This is a genomic window from Aromatoleum toluclasticum ATCC 700605, assembly GCF_000378245.1.
Taxonomy (GTDB): Bacteria; Pseudomonadota; Gammaproteobacteria; order Burkholderiales; family Rhodocyclaceae; genus Aromatoleum; species Aromatoleum toluclasticum.
In genome coordinates, this window is sequence record NZ_KB899500.1 from 173,637 (window position 1) to 190,948 (window position 17,312).

Consider the following 17,312-nt stretch of genomic DNA (forward strand, 5'->3'; position numbering starts at 1 on the left):
GAAAAGGGCGACCGGCGCAAGCCGGCCGCCCTTCTTCATGGGCAACACGATTCAGTCCTGCCTCTCGCCAAACCTGATCTCGCCTGCCTTGTCCGGGTGCTTGCCCCGCCGGCTCGCATAGAAATCGCGGATCGTCTCAAGATCGCATTCCGCATCGCCGCTGAGCGTGACCCACGCCCCGATGCCCACCTCGCGGCGACCGTAGTCGATATACGCAAGCCCGAGCGGAACGCCCGCCTGTACCGCCAGGTGATAGAAGCCGGATTTGAGCTGCGGCACATGCCCGCGGGTTCCCTCGGGCGCGATCGCGATCAGGAGGCGCTCCGACTCTGCATAGCGACGCACCAACTGCCCGATGAATCCCGTGCTCACCCGCCGATTCACCGGAATGCCGCCCAGCCAGCGGAAGACCGCCCCGAACGGCGGGCGAAAGAGCGAATCCTTCGCCACGAAGGAAATCTTCAGCCCGGACGCCGATCGCGTCAGCACCCCGAGCGGAAAATCCCAGTTGGACGTGTGCGGATACACCATCACGACGCCTTTCGGGCCGGGTGGCGGCACAATGACCAGGCGCCAGCCAGCCAGACGCAACAACAGCCGCGCCAGCATCGAATACCCCCCCAAAAGTATGCGAGACGTCTGAATCCACGGGCTAATCACGCCCCCTTCAGAGCAAGGGGCACTATCCGATAATTGCCTCGGCGAAACAACCTGCGGAGGCCGCAGAGAAGATTTCCGAAGAAAGTTCTTGCGCATCCACGTGAAGTTGGCTATAGTTCTGTTTCTCCGACGCGGGGTGGAGCAGTCTGGCAGCTCGTCGGGCTCATAACCCGAAGGTCGCAGGTTCAAATCCTGCCCCCGCAACCAAACAAAACTAGGGCCTGCACATCGTGCAGGCCCTAGTCGTTTCTGGCGTCGGCGCAATGTCGTGCAATGCCCGCTCGCTCCCCTACACGAGCTGCGCAGCGAGGCTCCGCGCGAGCCGCTGGAGTTCGTCTGCATCCTCAAGGCCGACGAGGAAGCGGCTCGGGATGCCTGACAGTCCGCATTGCGCGCCCACCAAGGCACCGGTGAGCATCGCCCTGGCCTCGTTCTGACCACCGCCGTTGATCGCGTGCAGCACGGCCGACTCGAAGTCATTGCGGAAGCGTGCCGCAAGATAGTAGGCCGCCGGCAACACATGGTAGGCCGCGCACGGCATCCCGTAGACGAGCGACACCTTCCACGCGGGTTCGATACGGATGTCGGGGTCGGCGGCGGCCCTGGCGATGTACGAAGGGGTCAGCAACGCGTCGGGGGATGCAAAGCGTCCCGCGTGCGAGGGCTCGGCTACGTCCCGACGCGGGACGTCGAGTTTTCCGGTCGTGACCGCATGGAATGGCAGGTCGCCCGATTTGACCAGGTGCATGAGCTTTCCGGAGAGATGGGCGTCGAGTTTCTCGCCCTGCACCAGAAGGCCGAGGACGGCTCCGTACGCCACGGTCAGCGAAACGATCAGTTCGTCACTTTGGGTGAGGCGCGTATTGCGGGCAATCACGTCGGCGAGCCGGTGCGGTATGAATGCGTAGCGCACGGCGAGCACCAGCGAGCGCTCGATCGCTTCGGTGGTGTCGGCGTGACTGCCGCTCTGCGACCACGACAGACCCTGCTTTACCCGGCGCCGCCAGGCTTCGCGGATCGACTGACTGGTGTAGCCGCCAGGCCCGAACATCGGGGTGCCGTCGAGCCCGGGAAAGAGCTCTTCGTCCATGCGACGGCAGAAATCCGCTTCATCGTATTCGCCACACTCCACGATGGACTGGAGCAGCATTTTCAGGATCAGTCCGGCTTGCGACAGTTGCCCCGCTGCCATCCCTTCGTGGTAACGCCCGGGCTTGGGAGTTGTGTAGCCGGTGATCCAGTCGCCGTAGTCGCGGCGCAGTTCGTCGAGATCGTAGTACCAGTGGGGGCCGAGCCCGAGCGCGTCACCGATGAAGGCGCCGAGTATGGCGCCGGCGGAGCGGTCTTGCGTCGGGGGGAGTGTCATTGCGTGTCCCTTCCTGCGGCGATCATCGACGAGGCTTTGGACGCACGGGCGAGTCGGCTGTTCCCGCGACCGTTTCCTTCGGCAAGCCCCCCAATGCGCAGGGCGGACTGCGCCGCGGCTGCGGGGGGCGTCACAATCGGCATGGCGGCCGAACGCTTCACTTCCAAATCGAGGGAACGGTGTTTCATCGGGACTGGCAGGCACGCTCCCGATCCGCCACCCTTATGCACAGGCTTTTCCACAGAACGCGTGGATAAAATCACTGCGACTGCCTATGCATTGGTTCCGGATATAGACTGCACCGCAGACCGCTCATTCGGAATATCTCCGTTCCCACAGAAGGGCCCCACCCATGAATCATCTACGCACCCGAGCCGTTCATGCCGGGCAGAAGCCCGATCCGGCGAGCGGCGCGATTGCCACGCCGATCAACCAGACGTCCGCCTTCGCCTACGGCACGCTGGAGAACGGTGCCTCGATTTTTGCCGGAGAGGCCGAGGGCTATCGCTACAGCCGTTTCGCCAATCCCACGGTCAAGGCGCTGGAAGACAAGATTGCCGACCTGGAAGGCGCCGAAACGGCCGTCGCATTCAGCAGCGGCACGGCGGCGGTGTCGTCGGTGTTGCTGTCGCTACTCGCGCCGGGCGACGAGATCGTCTTCCTCGGACCTCTCTATGGCGGAACGGAAAGCCTGTTCAACGCCTTCGGCGGGCGCTTCGGCATCCGAGTCGTCGACGCGGCGGAGCGCGGGCTCGAAGCGAGCCTCTCACCCGCCACGCGCCTGATCTGGGTCGAGACGCTGACCAACCCGACGCTGCACCTGCACGACCTCGCAGCCGTTGCCGCGCTTGCGCGGGTGCGCGGCATCACGACGGTCGCCGACAACACTTTCTGCTCGCCGTGCCTGACCCGTCCGCTCGAACATGGCATCGATCTGGTCATGCATTCGATGACGAAATACCTTGGCGGGCACGGCGATAGCACCGGCGGGGTCCTGGCCGGCGCAGAACGGCTGATCGCGCCGGTGCGCGCGACCGGTCTGGGGCACGTCGGCGGCAATCTTGCTCCGCAGGAGGCCTTCCTGATCCTGCGCGGCGTGAAGACCCTGCCCCTTCGCATGGCGGCGCATTGCGAGGGCGCAGCCGAAGTCGCGGCCTTCCTGTCGCACCACCCCGCGGTCGCCGCGACCCACTATCCCGGCCTGGTTGGCCATCCGCAGCATGCGCTGGCCCGGAGGCAGATGGAAGGCGGATACGGCGGCATCGTTTCGTTCGAACTGGCGCGAGGCACCCGGCGGGCGGCGGCGGCCCTGCTGGACAACCTGGCCTTGTTCACGCAGGCCGTGTCGCTGGGCGATGTCGACAGCCTCGCCTGCCATCCCGCGAGCACCACGCACAGCTTCATCTCGCCCGAAGCCCGGGCGCGCAGCGGAATCGGCGAGGGCTTGATTCGCCTCAGCGTGGGGATCGAGCATCCGCAGGACCTGACCGCCGACCTGCGCGCAGCACTCGCCGCGAGCGCCGCGGCTGCGTGACCGGGCCCGAATCCGGCATCGCGGCCAGGACTGTTCGCCGGTTCAACCTGCGGGCTGCGGATTATTCTAGCTTCCGGTCTTCGCGCTTGGCTGCCTCCATCGCCTCGGGCTCCAGCTCTTCGGCGTGGCAGTTGAGGCGGATGAACACGCCCCAGCCGGCAAGGAGAAGCCCTACGGCGGCAACGATCCCCGCGGCATACACCAGATGCGCCGGATCCTCGTTCGCGCCCTTGAACGTCGCAACAAGTCCTTCGATGGCGAGAGCGACGACCACGACCACCATGAAGCGCGACAGGAACCGCCGAACGCGTGTCGGGCCGCTGATATGGGCGTCACGGATGACCTCCTCTTCGGAGATGGTCTGCGCGATCTGGAGTGCAACAACCGCTGCAGCCAACAAACCCATCGCTTCGATGACCCCCTGCGCGGCGATCCGGTCCAACCCCGTGGCGATGGCTATGACGCCAATGTGCCCGGCAATCACGATGAGCACGAGCGCGGCGCAGGCGAACAGCAGCGCCATCAGACCGTGAACGATCGAGAACAGCCGTATGAGCGTTTTCAATGGCGGATCCTCTTGGAGGGACGCCGGACCGTCACCGGCCCGCGATTGATTCGAGCGTGCGCCGGTACGTCGGCAGCCGAGGCCCGCCGGTCGCAACGGCACGTTCCGCGGCCTGTCGCGCCGCCTGCGCCTGGCCGCGCTCATGCAGGATCTGGGCGAGGTTGTTCCAGGCATCGCCGGATTCGGGGTGATCGGCCACTGCCCGGCGGAAGGCCGCTTCAGCCGCCTCGCTATCGCCACGGCCATACGCGACGTTGCCGAGCCCCATGCGGGCGACGAGGTTGTGCGGCCACGTCCCCAGTGCGGTGCGGTAAGCCCCCTCGGCGGCAGCCGGTGCGACCCGCTCCAGCGCCATGACCGCGCTCACGTATTCGGCCTCGGCGGCGGTGGCGGGGAGTCGGTCGGGCGGTAGCGCGACGAACGCCCAGCGCCCGGATTTGGCCCAGCTGCGGTCGAAAGCGTCGATATCCATGACGAGGCGCTGCTCCCGCCCGGAGCGCAGCACCAGCTCGCGGCTCCGCAGGTCATAGCCCACGACTACCGCGTAGTGCCATTGGGGCATCCAGTCGAGGAGCAGGTTCTGCAGCACCACCACCGGATGGCCGGCGGCCAGCTCCTTCAGGAGCGCCAGCGGCTCCGGGGCGAGCGGATAGGCCACGGCACCGGAGCGGCGCGCCGCAGCGAGCATCTCGGGTTGCAGGCTTCCCTGGCGGGCGGGAATGTAGACCTCATTCACGAGATCTTCGGGTGCCCGCCGGATGCCGGCGCTCCCCAAGGCCGTAGCCAGCGCGGCCGGGCCGCACTGGTACTCTTCCTGCGGGTGGAAGGGCGCATCCGTCCTTTCGGCCCACGCCGGGAACGGATCACCCGGCGGATTGCCCCAGTCTCCCGACGGAAGGCTCGCGCAGGCGGCCAGCAGCAGGGCTGCGGCAACGCTCAGGCAAGCGGCGCGAAGCTTCACATCAGAGCGCGACCACCACGAGGATCGCGATGAGGACGATGAGGATCCACTCCATCGTCGTGATGTTGCCCCCTGCCGGCATCGAGTCGATGCGTTGCGCAAGAGCGTGGATTTCCTGCTGGTCGAGGGCCGCAACCCGGTCAGCGGCGGCGATCCCGTCCACCCCCATGGCCTGGAGCCGTTCCTTCACTGTGGCCTGTTCGAGGAAGCGCTGGACCTTGGCACGGTCGGCATCGGCAGATTCGTGGCTGGCGACGTCCGGCGTGGTCACCAGTTCGGCATGCAACGCAGGGGTGTGGAAACCGACCGCAAGCGCGAGCAGCGCTATGGGAGCGAGACGAGCGGAATTCTTCTTCATGATCTTCTCCTTCTCCGGGCTGGACAAGTACCGATTTGACACCCCTTGGCCTATGAAGATTGCAGGGGAATTGTGATCGAATTTTTCAAGGGCCGAGGCGCCCTGCTTTTTCCAGCGTCCTCCGACCGACGAACACGGCAATACACCGGAACAGCTGGGTAGAAGATTTCGTCGTGAAACGACGAGATGAAGAAATAATGGTGCACGCGTATCGCGTCGAGCCCAGCACAAAGGAATACGGTTCCGGATGCCGTGTTGTACGATGCTTGCGATCCGGCCGGCGCGGCGATCGCGATCCTGCCGGCGACCCTGCCCTCACCCGATACGAGGAATCAACATGACCATCATCGTCGCCTATGCCCCTCGCCCCGAAGGCCGGGCAGCGCTCGAGAAAGGTATCGAGCTTGCGCGCCGCTTCCAGGAACGTCTCGTCGTCGTCAATGCCGGCCCCGGTGGCACGGCGAACGATCCGTCGCTCGCCAACACCGCGGACGCCGAGGACATCGAGAAGCTGCTCGCTTCGTCCGGCGTGGAAGCGGAGTTCAAGCAGTTCGTGCGCGGAAATAGCGCAGTCGAGGAGATCGAGGCCCTGGCCGATAAGCTCGAGGCGACCCTCGTCATCATCGGCCTGCGCAGACGCTCACCGGTTGGCAAGTTGTTCCTCGGCAGCACCGCACAGGACCTCCTGCTGAAGATGGGCTGCCCGGTGCTCGCAGTCAAGGTCAGCTGACACCCCGATTCCGCGACTTCACACGGGACGGGGGGCGGGGGCGCTCGTCCCTTGCCCTGCTCCCCGCATTCGACGCGGGCACTGTCGCGCGATCCCTGTTCGGACTTACAAAGACGGATCGCGCCATCGGCAGCAAGACGCCCGCCGAAATCGCGCCGTCGATCATGGCGGAAGTGGTGGCGGTAAAGAACGGCGTTGCGCTGCCGGTACAGGCACGGGTCGATGCCGCCAAGCCGCTGCATGAGCAGGCCGGGGCCCCCTCTCGCGGAGGCGTCGCCCTCGCGCCCGGCACACCACCGATCGCTGCTGGCACCACGTCCGTGCGGTAGGCGCCGCCGCATGCGAAACAACCTTACCGCTGGAAGCAGGTCTCCGTTCCGAAGTTGCCGCCCTTGAACTCCGGTTCGTAGTAGTACTTCGTGAAGGCCCACTTGCCGTCCTTGCCCTTCGCAAACGACGCGATTCCGGTACCGTAGTCCTTGGGTGCGGGGTCGGTGTTCGCGAAGAAGATGCCCATCTCCCTGCCCTTCGCTGCAGCCTGGCCGGGATATTCGCCGTAGCCGGACACCTCGAGCTTGAAGCGATAGGCTCCGTACTCGCCGTGGCTCTGGGAGGGAACGAGCTCCAGCGTCACGACGCCGTTGTACGGCCCTTCATGACTGTCCATGCCGCGGCAGTCATAGACGCCGCTGTAATCCACCCCCTTGAACGGCATGGGGGCCATGCGCATCGAGGCGGGTTTCGCGGCGGAGGTCGCCTGCGCGAGTGCAGGGGCCGAGCACAGCATGAGGACGAGAAATGCGGACGAAGGAATTTTCATGGGAGCACGCGGTCGATGAAGGTTCGATATTCTAAATGCGAAGCGCGGCAGGACTTGCGGGTCCGGGCCGAAGGTTTGAGGACATCACGATGAGCGACAACACTTACACACCGCCGAAAGTCTGGAAATGGGAAGCGCCCAGCGGCGGCAAGTTCGCCAACATCAACCGCCCGATCGCCGGCCCCACTCACGAGAAGGCGCTACCGGTCGGCAGGCACCCGCTGCAGCTCTATTCGCTGGCGACGCCGAACGGCGTGAAGGTCACGATCATGCTGGAGGAGCTGCTCGAGCGCGGCATCGCCGGCGCGGAATACGACGCCCACCTGATCCGCATCAGCGAAGGCGACCAGTTCGGCAGCGGCTTCGTCGCGGTGAATCCCAACTCCAAGATCCCCGCCCTGCTCGACCGCAGCGTCACCCCACCGCAGCGCGTCTTCGAGTCGGGATCGATCCTGCTGTACCTCGCGGAAAAGTTCGACGCCTTCCTGCCGAAGGAGCTCGCCGGGCGCACCGAGTGCCTGTCGTGGCTCTTCTGGCAGATGGGCAGCGCACCCTTCCTGGGCGGCGGCTTCGGCCATTTCTACGCCTATGCGCCGGAGAAATACGAGTACCCGATCAACCGCTATGCGATGGAGGCGAAGCGCCAGCTGGACGTACTGAATCGCCAGCTCGCCGAGCGACGCTACATCGCCGGCGACGAATACACGATCGCCGACATCGCAATCTGGCCGTGGTACGGCGGGCTCGTGCTGAATCAGGTGTATGAGGCGGCCGAGTTCCTCGAGGCCCAGAGCTACACGCACGTCCTGCGCTGGGCGCGCGAAATCGCCCGGCGGCCGGCCGTGCAGCGTGGACGGAAGGTCAATCGCACCTGGGGCGAACCGGGCGACCAGCTCCACGAGCGGCACGACGCGAGCGACTTCGAGTACCGGACGCAGGACAAGCTCGCGTCAGGGCAAGAGAGCTGAGAGGCTGTAAAACGGCGCCCTCCGCGACGCGCCGATCCGGCGAGCCGCCCGACGGCGCCGGCACGGGACGACGCCAGCTCAGGCCCCGGCCGCAGTCGCGTCGGCGTTGTTGCGCGTCTTGCGCGTTGGCACCGTCTTCGGGTCGCAGGTGATCGGGCGGTAGATCTCGACACGGTCACCGTCCTTGAGGGCGGCATCGAGCTTGACGACCCGTGCGTAGACGCCGACCTTCTGCGCCGCAAGGTCGATGTGCGGGAACAATCCGAGAATGCCCGAGCGCTCGATGGCAGCCTTCACGCTGCTACCGTCGGGCAGTTCGACCTTGAGCGATACCTGCTGACCCGGTTCCGAATAAGCGACTACGATCTGCATCGACAACCTCCTTCAGCTTGTCGCAACGGGCACGGCCGCCGCTGCGTCCGCGCGCCGCCGCCCCTCGAACACGCGCTTTGCCGCGAGGAGCAGCCCGAGCACGGCGAAACCGCCCGGCGGCAGGATCATCAGCAAGGCGCCCTCGTAGGCCGGCACGCGCATTTCGAGGAACGCAAAGCTGGGGCCGAGCAGCAGGCTCGCCTGGGCGAACAGCGTCCCGGCGCCGAAGATCTCGCGGATCAGGCCGATCACGGTAAGGGCCAGCGTGAAGCCGAGGCCGGTTGCCAACCCGTCGACCGCGGACGCCGCGACGCCGTTCTTGCTCGCGAAGGCCTCCGCGCGCCCGAGGATGGCGCAATTGACGACGATGAGGGCGATGAAGAGACCGAGCACCTTGTACAGTTCGTGCGCCCATGCATTCAGCGCGAGATCGACGATCGTCACCAGCGTCGCGATGAGCACGACGAAGACCGGGATGCGAACCTGGGTGCTGACGACATCGCGGATGAGCGATACGAGCATGTTCGACACGACCAGCACCGCGGTGGTCGCCAGGCCCATCGCGAGCGCGTTGGTGCCGCTGGTCGTCACCGCCATGGTCGGGCACAGCGCGAGCATCTGCGAGAACACGACGTTGTTCCCCCACAGCCCCTCGCGCAGGATGCGTGCATGGCTCATGAGCGGCCTCCCAGGATTTGTGCGCGCTGCGCCGAGAAGAATTCCAGCCCGCCGCGGACCGCCTTCACGACCGCGCGCGGCGTGATCGTCGCCCCCGCGAAGGCGTCGAACACGCCCCCGTCCTTCTTCACGGCCCACTGCGCCGGCGCCGGTTCCGCGAGTGACTTGCCGGTGAAACCGTCGATCCACGGCGACTTCGCACGATCCACCTTGTCGCCCAGCCCGGGCGTCTCCGCGTGTTTCAGCACGCGCACGCCGAGGACGCGCCCGTCCGCATCGACCGCCATCAGCAGCGCCACCTCGCCGGCGTAGCCGCGCTCCGCGATGCGGAAGACCGCGCCGACCGGGGTTCCGGCGCGACGCGCGACGTGCACACGCACCGGCCCGCGCGCACCGTCGAGTTCGACCACGTCCGTCAGCAGATCATTGTCGGCGAAGCCTTGCGGCATGACCTGCGTGAGCGTGGCACGCAGGTCGCTTGCTTCAGCGGCCGCAATGGGCGACTTCGTCGCGCCATGCGCCCACGTCAGCGCTGCGCCCGCCAGCAGGGCCGACACGGCCAGCAGCACGGGCTGGTAGCCGAGCCGCTCGCGGATCGCGGCGATCCCGCGCTGGGTCTCTGGAACACTCATTCGGCACTCCCCTGCGTGGCCCGGATCGGCGCACCGCGGCGCGTCCGCCCCATGATCCTCGGTCGGCAATAGCGGTCGATGACCGGCGTCAGCGCATTGAACAGCAGCACCGCGAAGGCGATCCCCTCGGGATAACCGCCCCAGCTGCGGATGATCCAGGTCAGCAGGCCGATGCCGAGTCCGTAGAGCAGTTGCCCGGACGCCGTGTTCGGCGACGTGACGTAATCGGTGGCGATGAAGAACGCTCCGAGGACGACCGCGCCGGAGGCGAGATGCGTCGTCGCGGAGAGGGAGTGGGCGGGATCGAGCGCGTGCGCCACCACGGCGGGCAGCGCAAGCCCCGCGAATACGCCGACCGGAATGTGCCAGCGGATCACGCCGCGCGCGAGCAGGTAGAGTCCGCCCAGTAGCAACAGCAAGGCCCCGGTCTCGCCGAGACTGCCCGCCCGGACGCCGTGCCACGCCGAAAGCGTGCCGCCGGCCGCGTCGAGCGCCTGTGCGAGGTCGACGCCGCGCGACAGCTCGGTCTTCACATGGCCGAGGAGCGAGGCGGAGGTCACGGCGTCGGGCACCGGCATTGAACCGAGCGTGATGCGCAGCCCCTCGACGAAACCCGGCGCACCGGCGGACCCCAGCGGCAGCGGTGCCACCCAATGGGTCATCGCCACCGGGAAGGACACGAGCAGCGCGACGCGCGCGACCATCGCCGGATTGAAGAGGTTCTGCCCGAGCCCGCCATACACCTGCTTGCCGAGGGCGATCGCGATGACGCCGCCGAGCGCCCCGATCCAGCCCGGCGCCCAGGGCGGCAGGGAAAGCGCGAGCAGCCAGCCGGTGAGCAGCGCGGAGCCGTCCCACAGCCGGCTCTCGCAACCGCGCAGGCGCTGGCACCACGCTTCGGTGAGGAGCGCGGCCGCGACCGTGATCACGAACAGATTCACCGCCGGCCAGCCGAAAACCCAGAACCCGAACAGGGTCGCCGGAAGCAGCGCGAGCTGCACGCGGCGCATCGTGCGCCCGACGTCCGCCCCCGCATGCGCATGCGGAGCCGGCGCCGCCATGAAAAGTTCGCGACCGCTCATGCGCAGGCTCCCGATTCCTCGTTCGTGCGGGCGGCTGCCTTCTCCACGGCCGCGGCCGCCTCGGTTGCGGCCGCCAGGGACGCGGCCGTGCGCCGGGCGAGCGCCTCGGCCTTGTCGCGTTCATCGCGTTCGAGCCGCTCGGCCTTCGCCCGGGTGAGGGTCCGGATCGTCTCGTTGCGCTGCGTGCCGCGCGCACGAGCCGCGAGCTCGCCCTTCGCATGGTGGAAGAACTGCACGAGCGGGATGCGCGACGGACACACATAGGCGCAGCATCCGCAGGCTATGCAGTCCACGAGACCGAAGCCCGCGGCCTTTTCGACCTCGCCCGCACGCACCCGCGCGGCGATCTCCAGCGGCAGCAGGCCGACCGGGCAGGCGCGCATGCAATCCCCGCAGCGGATGCACGGCCCGCCCTCGCCCTCCCCGACCTCTGCCGCATCGAGCACCAGGATGCCGCCCGTGCCCTTGATCACCGGGACTTCCAGCGTCGGCACCTGCATGCCGGTCATCGGCCCGCCCAGCAGCAGGCGCGCGGGCCCGCCGTGATCGGCGCGCAAGCCGCCGCAGAAGGCGAGCACCTCCCCGGCGAGCGTGCCGATGGGTACTTCGACGTTCCCCGGCTGGCGCACGCACGCACCATTCACCGTGACGAGGCGCGACACCAGCGGACGCCCGAAGCGGACGGCGTTGCGCACCGCCATGGCCGTCCCGACGTTATGCACGACGACGCCGATGTCGGACGGACGCCCCTCGGCCGGAACCTCGCGCCCGGTCAGGACGAGGATCAGATGCTTTTCCGAGCCCATCGGATAGCGCGTCGGGATCACCTCGACGCGGATGCGCGACTGCCCGGCAACGGCCACCCGCATCGCGGCGATCGCTTCCGGCTTGTTGTCCTCGATGCCGATCCGCGCCTCGCGGGCACCCGTCGCGTGCAGCATGATCGCGATGCCATCGACGGCCTCCGCGGCACGGTCGCGCATCAGTCGGTCGTCGCAGGACAGGAAGGGCTCGCACTCGCTGGCGTTGATGATCAGCAGCTCGACGCGCGCACCGAGTCCGCCCGAGAGCTTCACGGCGGAAGGAAACGCCGCTCCGCCGAGCCCGACCACGCCCGCCTGCGCCACGCGCCGGCCGATCTCGGCCGGATCGAGCGCGAACGGATCGTCGCAGCCTTCCAGCTCGCACCACTCGTCACGGCCGTCGCTCGCTATCGTGATCCCCCGCACCGGCAATCCGGACGGATGGGGCGCGACGATGTCGCCGATCGCCACCACGCGGCCGGAAGTCGGCGCATGGATCGCCGCGGACACGGCGCCCTGCGGCTCGCCGATGCGCTGTCCCTTTTTCACGAGATCGCCGACGGCGACGACCGCACGCGCCGGGCTGCCGATGTGCTGCACCAGCGGCACGTACACGCGGGCCGGCGGCGGCATCACGCGCAACGGGGCATCCGCGGCAGGACGCTTGTGGTCGTCCGGATGCACGCCGCCGCTGAAATGCGCCGCGCGCAGGAATCGATCGAGAATACCCATGCCCTGCTCCTCCTCAGCCCTGCAACGCCGGTTTCGGCCAGAACCACTGCTGCAGCGTGATCGGTACCGGCTGCATCACCATCGCCTCGGTCGGGCACTGGTCGATGCACTGCGCGCAGCCGCTGCAGGCATCGCGCAACACGTTGTGGATCTGCTTCGGCCCGCCGAGGATCGCGTCCGTGGGGCACGCGCGGATGCAGCGCGTGCAGCCGATGCAGATCGACTCGTCGATGTCCGCGACCAGCGGCCCCGGATCGTCCGCGCCGCCGGGCGCCAGGCTCACGCCCATGCGCTGCGCAATCGTCACCGCCAGCGAACGCCCGCCGGGCGGGCAGCAGGCCGGCGATGCCGTGCCCGCCGCGATCGCTGCCGCCGCACCGGCGCAGCCGGGAAAACCGCACTGGCCGCAGTTGGAGCCGGGCATCAGCGCCTCGATCTCCTCGACCAGCGGATTGCCCTCCACATGGAAGAAACGGTTCGCCACGCCGAGCACGGCGCCCAGCACCGCGCCGAGGATCGTGAGACTGAGGATGGCTGCAAGCATGATGTGATCTCCTCAGGCGGGGATGAGCCCGGAGAAGCCCATGAAGGCGAGGCTCAGCAGGCTGATGGTGATGAAGGCCGCGGGCGCGCCCGAAAAGGCTGCGGGCACGCTGGCGAGCGCGAGACGTTCGCGCAGGCCGGCGAAGATGAGCAGGACGATCGTGAATCCGAGCGCGGAACCGAAGCCGAACAGCACGCTCTTCAGGAACCCATAACCTTGCTGCACGTTCAGCAGCGCCACGCCCAGCACCGCGCAGTTCGTCGTGATCAGCGGCAGGTAGATGCCGAGGCTCTCGTACAGCGCGGGACTCGTCTTGCGGATCGCCATCTCGGTGAATTGCACCGCGGCGGCGATGACGAGGATGAAGCTCAGGATGCGCAGGAAACCGAGCTCGAACGGCGCCAGCAGCCAGTGTTCGAGCATCCAGCTCGCCGCCGCGGCAAGCGTGATCACGAAAGTGGTCGCCAGCCCCATCCCGAGGGCCGCATCGACGCTCTTCGACACGCCCATCGTCGGACACAGGCCGAGGAACTTCACGAGGACCACGTTGTTGATGAGCGCGGTCGACAGCAGGAGCAGCAGATATTCGTTCATGCTGCGCCCTCCTCTGCGCCGGCGCTACCGGAGAGCGTGCCCGCGTGGCGCAGCACCCGCGGCCCTTCCGCCGCCCGCGCACCGGCCCACCGTGCAAGTGCAAGCCCGGCCGCCAGTCCGCCCGCCATCGCCAGGGCGATCATCGACTCGCCGGCGCCGCCCATTTCCGCCGCAAGCGCGGCCCCCAGCATCGCGGCCAGCGGCAGAGCGTATGCAGTCAGCGCGGCCCGCGCGAGCGCATCGTCGCGCAACCCGACGACGATCCTGTCACCGACGGCAAGCCGGTCCGCGGCGACCGGAACGCAGCGGGCCGCGAGGCGCCGGGCCGGGCCGCTCCCCGCCGCACGCGCCAGCGTCGCCGCGCCGCACAGCGACGCCGATGCACACGCACCGCAACCGCTGCGGTGCTCGGGCTGCAGCCAGGCGATCTTCCCTTCGATCGCGACAACACGCGCCTCGGCTTCGACAAGTCGAAGCCCCTGATCGTCTATGCCTGCAGGAGAGGTGCCAGCCCGACTCATTCGTTTGATATCCAACAATAGCTTTTACAAACGATACATTTTTCCTCACGTTTTCGTCAATAGCGTTACACAACAAAATGTGGGCAGGGGCAACGAACGGACGAGATCCATTTGATTGCCGCCGCGACACCTCGCCGCGTCGCTATGCCCGCAAACAAAAAAGTTCGGGCCGGGCCCTGTCGAAGGGCCCGGCCCGAACCGTATCTGGCTGCCGGATTGAAGGAGCGGCCGAGAGCTCAGTAGCCGTAGTCGGCGATCTGCCCACCGAGGATGCCGCCAACCACGGCACCCACGGCAGTCGCCGCGACGCGGCCACTGCCCCGGCCGATCTGGTTGCCGATCAGCCCGCCAGCCACGGCACCGACGGCCTGGCCGACGACGCGATCGCGCCGCGGCTCGTCGTATCGGCGGTACGATCCCGGACGCTCGTCGTAATAAGGCTCGGGCGGGGAATAATCCGGGCGGTCCCGGTACTCGACGCGCTCGCGATAGACGGTGGGAGCTTGCCGATAGACGACCGGGGCTTCCCGATAGATCACGCGAGGCTCGCGATAGACGATCCGCCGCTCGCGGTAGACGACCCGCGGTTCCTCATAGACGTCCCGCTCGATGCTGCGCTCGACACGCTGGCGCCGCTCGCAGCGTTCGTCGTCATCCCAATCATGACCGGCGAATGCGTTGGCGCTGATCATCGCCGTGGCCATGAGAACCGGAACCCAGTACTTGCGCATCGTAACCTCCGTATGAAAGCGCTGCCGATGAGTTCATCAACGCGCGCCCCGCGTCGGGGGGTTACCGGCCCTTGTATGGATTTGTAAGACGCCTGTATGGCGGCTCGCCGACCGGTTTCGCCCGACGAGCCGTTTCCCGTTCGTCACGTAACGATGAAATCCGCGGCGTCGAGGGTCGGAGTGCCGATCAGCGCCGCGACCTGAACGGCTGCGCCCGCTCCGTTGCCGTCCGCATCGTAGTAAAGGCCGCCCGTGCTGGTGTTGTAGAGCACATAGTCGTTGGCATCGGCGGCCTCGCCCGTCGCGCTGGAGACGAAGTTCGCGGCAGAGAGGCTGCCGGTCACCGCGAGTTTCTTGAAGATCAGGTTCTCCAGCTGGATCGTGTCGGTCGTGCCGTCGAAGTCCGTCAGCGTATCGATGTTGGTCGAACCCAAGGTGCTTTCGAAGCGGAAGACATCCGCGCCCGCCCCCCCGGTCAGCTCGTCGAGCCCCAAACCGCCGACCAGCACGTCGTTTCCGGCGCCGCCCTGAAGCACGTCATTTCCGGCAAGCCCTTTCAGGGTATCCGCTCCGTCGCTTCCCGACAGAAGGTTTGCCAGCGTGTTGCCCGTGCCGCTCAAGCCGGTCTGCCCCGTCAGTACGAGGTTTTCGACGTTCGTACCCAGGGTGTAGCCGATGCTCGACACGACCGTGTCCGAGCCGCCCGAAACGCTGCCCTCGGAGACTACATCCTTGACGTTGTCCACGATGTACGTGTCGTCACCGTTGCCGCCGGTCAACCTGTCCGCGCCGGCGCCTCCGTCCAAGGTGTCGTTGTAGGCGGTGCCGGTCAGGGTATTTGCGCCTGCATTGCCGACCAGCGTCAGGCCGTTCAGGAGCGCCGACGCATCGACATTCAGGGCCGTGGTGCCCGCGGTGTTAGCGACAGCTCCGGTACCGGTGCCTGTGACGACCGTCTCGATGCCGGTATCCGCCGCATAGAACTTCAATGTGCTCGCAGTGGCCGACGTGAAGCGAACTTCATCGATACCCGACGTGCCAGTATCGGAGAATTCCGCTGCAAGGTGATCCGACGCGAGGTTGACCACATAAAGGTCGGAACCGCCCCCGCCCAGCAGGGTGTCCGTCCCTGCTCCACCATCCAGCATGTCTTTACCGTCAAGCCCGTACAGCGTGTCGTTTCCGTCAAGGCCGGTGAGACTGTCATTGCCGGCATCACCGTAGATCGCATCGTTACCGCCGGTGCCGGTCAGGGTGAGATTCGGGATGGGCAGCACGGGAGCTGTGGCGAGACTATCGACGCTTTCCATCGTGCCCAAGCCGTCGACATAGCTGGCTGTTACGGAAATGCTCCTGCCCACGTCACTTGCGGTCAGCGTGTAGCTGCTTTCCGTTGCGCCGGCGATTGCGGCACCATCAATGCTCCACTGATAGCGGAACGCCCCGATTCCGTCAGCATCGGTCAATGTGCTCGAGGCTGTCAGGGTCTGGCCCTGCATGACGATTCCGGAGATTGTGACCGCTCCGGTCGGCAGGTCGTTGATGTTCGCGACGGGAACCGTCGGCGCACTCGCGACGCTTTCCGCAGCACCAAAGCCATCCAAATAACTCACCATGACGGCGACGCTCTTGCCCACGTCCGCCTGCGAGAGGATGTAGCTGCTCTCGTTGGCACCCGCGATCGCTGCGCCATCCACGGTCCACTGGTAGCCGAGTGCGCCCAGTCCGTCGGCGTCCACGAGGTTGTGGAATGCGGTCAGCGTCTGACCCTGCACCGCCTCACCCACGACAATCAGTTCGCCGGTCGGCAGGTCATTGAGGTTCGCCACGGACGACATCGCGAAGCCGACAGCACTTTCCAACGCTCCGAAACCATCCACGTAGGACGCGGTAACGGTAATGCCTTTGCCCACATCAGCCTGCGACAGGGTGTAGGTCTCGCCGTTTGCACCGTCGATCGCGACACCGTCGGCATTCCACTGGTAGTGGACCTCGCCGATTCCGTCGGCGTCCGTCAGGGTATTGGACGCAACGAGGGTTTCCCCCTGCACCGGTGCGCCGCTGATCGTGACTTCGCCGGTGGGCGGATCATTGACGTCCGTCACGGCCATCATCGACATCATTTGCGCGTTCCACGCCGTGCCGTCGGCGAACCGGATCTCCTGGATCGTGCCCGGGGCAAAGCGCAGCTCATCGTTCGTACCAACGATGCGGAGAACATATTGCTCGGCCTGCGGCCCGCCCATGTATGGATCATAGGAACCGGGACGATACAGCAGCGTGACTTGGCCCGGATCGATGGTCGGGCCGGTGACGATGCGGTTCTGCTCCATCCAGTAGGCAGGCCCGTCGACGATGGTGTCGGAGCCGCCGCCCGCGGCGAGCACATAGGTGTCGGAGCCGGCACCGCCTTCCAGTTTGTCGTTGCCGGCGCCGCCGTCGAGCACGTCGTCGCCGCCGTTGCCCATCAACTGGTCGTCGCCCGCGCCGCCGAGCAGCACGTCCTGCCCTTCCGTGCCCCACAGCCAGTCGTTGCCGGCGCTGCCCTGCTGCAGCTGCGTCTGCCACACCGCCTGATCGATGGCGAACTGATCCCACACCGTGCCGTCGCCGAACTGGATCTCCTGGATCGTGCCCGGGCTGAAGCGCAGTTCGTCGTGC

General features: G+C 66.8%; 18 protein-coding genes, 1 tRNA gene and 1 pseudogene. 4 read left to right on the forward strand and 16 right to left on the reverse strand.

Going from position 1 to position 17,312, the window contains the following annotated elements:
- Positions 1-51: 51 nt before the first annotated feature.
- The gene (locus F464_RS0117325) at positions 52-609 is read right to left on the reverse strand and encodes a lysophospholipid acyltransferase family protein (RefSeq protein ID WP_018991106.1); all 558 of its coding nucleotides are present in this window, start codon (positions 607-609) and stop codon (positions 52-54) included.
- 181 nt (positions 610-790) lie between these two features.
- Here F464_RS0117325 and F464_RS0117330 point away from each other — a divergent pair.
- Positions 791-867: transfer RNA gene (locus F464_RS0117330), tRNA-Met, on the forward strand.
- An 82-nt stretch (positions 868-949) separates the two neighbouring features.
- Here F464_RS0117330 and F464_RS0117335 read toward each other — a convergent pair.
- Positions 950-2,026, reverse strand: coding sequence for an ADP-ribosylglycohydrolase family protein (locus tag F464_RS0117335; RefSeq protein WP_018991107.1), 1,077 nt, complete (start codon positions 2,024-2,026; stop codon positions 950-952).
- A gap of 352 nt (positions 2,027-2,378) precedes the next feature.
- Between F464_RS0117335 and F464_RS0117340 the strand changes: the two genes are divergently transcribed.
- Entirely contained in the window at positions 2,379-3,560 is a 1,182-nt protein-coding gene (locus F464_RS0117340; protein WP_018991108.1) for a trans-sulfuration enzyme family protein, read from the forward strand.
- Between the two features lie 61 nt (positions 3,561-3,621).
- Here F464_RS0117340 and F464_RS0117345 read toward each other — a convergent pair whose 3' ends face one another.
- The 3 genes from F464_RS0117345 to F464_RS0117355 are packed head-to-tail and all read right to left on the reverse strand — an operon-like array spanning position 3,622 to position 5,444.
- The gene (locus F464_RS0117345; RefSeq protein WP_018991109.1) at positions 3,622-4,125 is read right to left on the reverse strand and encodes a hypothetical protein; all 504 of its coding nucleotides are present in this window, start codon (positions 4,123-4,125) and stop codon (positions 3,622-3,624) included.
- A 31-nt stretch (positions 4,126-4,156) separates the two neighbouring features.
- Positions 4,157-5,086: a PA2778 family cysteine peptidase gene (locus F464_RS0117350; RefSeq protein ID WP_018991110.1), complete on the reverse strand. Its 930-nt coding sequence runs from the start codon at positions 5,084-5,086 to the stop codon at positions 4,157-4,159.
- A 1-nt stretch (position 5,087) separates the two neighbouring features.
- Positions 5,088-5,444: a PA2779 family protein gene (locus F464_RS0117355; protein ID WP_018991111.1), complete on the reverse strand. Its 357-nt coding sequence runs from the start codon at positions 5,442-5,444 to the stop codon at positions 5,088-5,090.
- A gap of 337 nt (positions 5,445-5,781) precedes the next feature.
- Here F464_RS0117355 and F464_RS0117360 point away from each other — a divergent pair, with 337 nt between their 5' ends.
- Positions 5,782-6,174 carry a universal stress protein gene (locus F464_RS0117360; protein WP_018991112.1) on the forward strand — a complete coding sequence of 131 codons (393 nt, stop codon included), beginning with the start codon at positions 5,782-5,784 and terminating at the stop codon, positions 6,172-6,174.
- A 352-nt stretch (positions 6,175-6,526) separates the two neighbouring features.
- Here the strand turns inward: F464_RS0117360 and F464_RS0117365 are convergent, their stop codons facing one another.
- Positions 6,527-6,994 carry a hypothetical protein gene (locus F464_RS0117365; protein WP_026296099.1) on the reverse strand — a complete coding sequence of 156 codons (468 nt, stop codon included), beginning with the start codon at positions 6,992-6,994 and terminating at the stop codon, positions 6,527-6,529.
- Between the two features lie 89 nt (positions 6,995-7,083).
- On the opposite strand from F464_RS0117365, the gene yghU reads away from it, so the two are divergent.
- Positions 7,084-7,962, forward strand: a complete 879-nt coding sequence (gene yghU, locus F464_RS0117370; protein ID WP_018991114.1) for a glutathione-dependent disulfide-bond oxidoreductase — start codon at positions 7,084-7,086, stop codon at positions 7,960-7,962.
- A 78-nt stretch (positions 7,963-8,040) separates the two neighbouring features.
- Here yghU and F464_RS0117375 read toward each other — a convergent pair whose 3' ends face one another.
- The 10 genes and pseudogenes from F464_RS0117375 to F464_RS31890 form a co-directional block, all read right to left on the reverse strand.
- On the reverse strand, positions 8,041-8,334 hold the full coding sequence (locus tag F464_RS0117375) for an RnfH family protein (RefSeq protein WP_018991115.1): 294 nt from the start codon (positions 8,332-8,334) through the stop codon (positions 8,041-8,043).
- Between the two features lie 12 nt (positions 8,335-8,346).
- On the reverse strand, positions 8,347-9,012 hold the full coding sequence (locus tag F464_RS0117380; protein WP_018991116.1) for an electron transport complex subunit E: 666 nt from the start codon (positions 9,010-9,012) through the stop codon (positions 8,347-8,349).
- Positions 9,009-9,644, reverse strand: a complete 636-nt coding sequence (gene rsxG / locus F464_RS0117385; protein WP_018991117.1) for an electron transport complex subunit RsxG — start codon at positions 9,642-9,644, stop codon at positions 9,009-9,011. Before rsxG ends, F464_RS0117380 begins: the two co-directional genes overlap by 4 nt.
- Positions 9,641-10,726, reverse strand: coding sequence for an RnfABCDGE type electron transport complex subunit D (locus F464_RS0117390; RefSeq protein ID WP_018991118.1), 1,086 nt, complete (start codon positions 10,724-10,726; stop codon positions 9,641-9,643). The genes rsxG and F464_RS0117390 overlap by 4 nt, the downstream gene beginning before the upstream one ends.
- Positions 10,723-12,261, reverse strand: coding sequence for an electron transport complex subunit RsxC (rsxC, locus tag F464_RS0117395; protein WP_018991119.1), 1,539 nt, complete (start codon positions 12,259-12,261; stop codon positions 10,723-10,725). Before rsxC ends, F464_RS0117390 begins: the two co-directional genes overlap by 4 nt.
- A 13-nt stretch (positions 12,262-12,274) precedes the next feature.
- Positions 12,275-12,805 (reverse strand): RnfABCDGE type electron transport complex subunit B, encoded by a 531-nt coding sequence (locus tag F464_RS0117400; protein ID WP_018991120.1) that lies wholly within the window; start codon positions 12,803-12,805, stop codon positions 12,275-12,277.
- Between the two features lie 12 nt (positions 12,806-12,817).
- Complete coding sequence (rsxA, locus tag F464_RS0117405) at positions 12,818-13,399, reverse strand: electron transport complex subunit RsxA (protein ID WP_018991121.1); 582 nt, start codon at positions 13,397-13,399, stop codon at positions 12,818-12,820.
- Entirely contained in the window at positions 13,396-13,920 is a 525-nt protein-coding gene (locus F464_RS0117410; protein ID WP_018991122.1) for a SoxR reducing system RseC family protein, read from the reverse strand. The genes rsxA and F464_RS0117410 overlap by 4 nt, the downstream gene beginning before the upstream one ends.
- A 236-nt stretch (positions 13,921-14,156) precedes the next feature.
- Entirely contained in the window at positions 14,157-14,651 is a 495-nt protein-coding gene (locus tag F464_RS0117415) for a glycine zipper 2TM domain-containing protein (protein WP_026296101.1), read from the reverse strand.
- Between the two features lie 143 nt (positions 14,652-14,794).
- Positions 14,795-17,312: pseudogene (locus tag F464_RS31890) on the reverse strand (hemolysin); the annotation flags it as partial.